At 58.4% G+C, this 1,997-nt stretch carries 2 protein-coding genes; both read left to right on the top strand.

The genetic code is table 11. The features are described 5' to 3' along the window. The first annotated feature begins 140 nt into the window (after positions 1 to 140). Positions 141 to 1,568, top strand: coding sequence for a type II and III secretion system protein family protein (locus WBB85_RS09540; RefSeq protein WP_432638388.1), 1,428 nt, complete (start codon positions 141 to 143; stop codon positions 1,566 to 1,568). 16 nt (positions 1,569 to 1,584) lie between these two features. Then, positions 1,585 to 1,997 (top strand): OmpA family protein (locus WBB85_RS09535; protein WP_432638387.1); only part of this gene is annotated, 413 nt, incomplete at its 3' end.

Below are 1,997 nucleotides of genomic sequence, written 5' to 3'. Positions count from 1 at the left end.
CTGCTGAAGTGTTGCGTCTCGCCCACATAAAGACTCCGACGCAAACGTTTGATTATTGCAAAAAATCCACTTGTCACGCATTGTGGCGCTAATTGGGGCATAAGACCCTTCCCTGAGGCGTGATCGGAGAGGCAGGTCACATGAGCATTAGAACTATATTAACGGCAGGCGTGCTGGGCGTATCGCTCACCATGACGGCCATCCCCTCCGCCAACGCGGAGACTTTGAAGATTGTCACCGGTTCAGTTTCGAGCGCGTTGGCGGTTCCCATGAACCGCGCCGTAATCGTTGAGGCGGACCAACCGTTCGCAGAGCTTTCGATCGCCAATCCCGGCATCGCAGATATCTCGACCCTTTCAGACCGGACAATCTACGTGCTGGGCAAATCGCCCGGTCGGACGACGCTGACACTTCTGGCGCCGGACGGGAGGCTGATCACCAATGTTGATGTTCAGGTCTCGCTCGACGTGGCGGAATTCAAGGAGCGTCTGCAACAGATCCTTCCCGGAGAGCAGATCGAGGTGAGAACGGCCAATGACGGCATCGTGCTGTCGGGCACCGTATCATCAACTGCGAAACTGGATCGCGCGCTTGATCTGGCCAATCGCTACGCTCCGAACCGGGTGTCGAACCTGATGTCGGTTGGCGGCGTGCAGCAGGTCATGCTGAAAGTGCGCATTGCAGAAATGCAGCGTTCTGTCCGCAAACAACTTCAGGCCGGCATCGCGGGTTCTGTCAACACATCCAACCTGAGTGGCGGATTTGGCCTTGGTTCCGGTGGGTTGACAGTTGGGCAACCGAACCCGACGACAGGCCTTGGTACAATCAACCCCGGCCTGACCCCGAACGTCGAAAACAACGGTCAGAGCCTTTTCAGCTTCGGCTCTGGCGCCGTCAGTTTCAACGTTCTGCTTGAGGCGCTTGAAAGCAAGGGCTTCGTGCGCACACTGGCCGAGCCGAACCTGACTGCCTTGTCGGGGCAGGAAGCCTACTTCCTTGCCGGTGGCCAGGTGCCGCTGCCCGTTCGGGACGACGACGGGATTACGATCACCTACAAGTCCTTCGGTGTTGAATTGTCATTCACGCCCCGCGTGGTTGATGGCGATCTGATCAACCTTGCGATCAACACAGCCGTTTCGAGCCTCGACACAAGTGCGGTAACCACAGTCGGATCCTTCAACTACCCGGGCTTCAAGCGCCGCGAAGCGCAAACCACTGTCGAGATGCGCGACGGCGAAAGCTTTGCAATCGCCGGTCTGTTGCAGGATGACTTCCAGGATCTCAATGGTCAGGTTCCCTGGCTCGGAGATATCCCTGTTCTCGGCGCCCTGTTCCGGAGTACAGACTATCAGCGGGAACAGTCAGAACTGGTTGTGATTGTGACGCCGCACCTTGTATCGCCGACACGCGGTGAAGCGCTGGCACTGCCCACTGATCGGGTTCGCCCACCGAGTGAGGCAGAGCTGTTCCTCTTCGGCAAGACAGCATCGACCGGAGGCCGCAAGGGTGCGGTTGGCGAAGTCGCCAAGCAGGACTTCTCCGGTTCCTATGGCTACGTGATGGAGTAAGACGATGCAAAAGCACATGAGCCTTCTCCTTCTCACCGCGGGCCTTGCCGGTCTTGCTGGATGCTCCAAGGAAACCAATGTCTTCCGCTCTCTCTACACCGAAGCGGGGTCAGAGCTTGAAACGACCGATTTCGGCAACTCGACGATGCACAACACACTCGTCCAGTCCGGTCAGAAATCCTATGTGATGGATCTGACACGGCGGTTCGGAGCGGACGTGCCCAACACAGTCAACTTCGCGTTTGACAGCGCGCAACTTGACGGCGATGCGATGGCCGCGCTGCGTCAGCAGGCAGACTGGATCCGGCAGTTCCCGGAAGTACGCTTCCGCGTCTACGGTCATACCGATCTGGTTGGCTCTGCGGGCTACAACAAGGGTCTGGGCCTTCGCCGGGCACGGGCGGTCGTAAACTACCTTGCCACCCAGGG

It is taken from the genome of Albidovulum sp., assembly GCF_049646345.1.
Classification (GTDB): Bacteria; Pseudomonadota; Alphaproteobacteria; order Rhodobacterales; family Rhodobacteraceae; genus Albidovulum.
Note: the sequence above shows the minus strand (reverse complement) of the source record. Positions and strands in the feature narration are given on the sequence as shown.

Coding starts and splice junctions, on each gene's coding strand:
- WBB85_RS09540 (WP_432638388.1), top strand. CDS start 141: ATGAGCATTAGAACTATATTAACGGCAGGCGTGCTGGGCGTATCGCTC.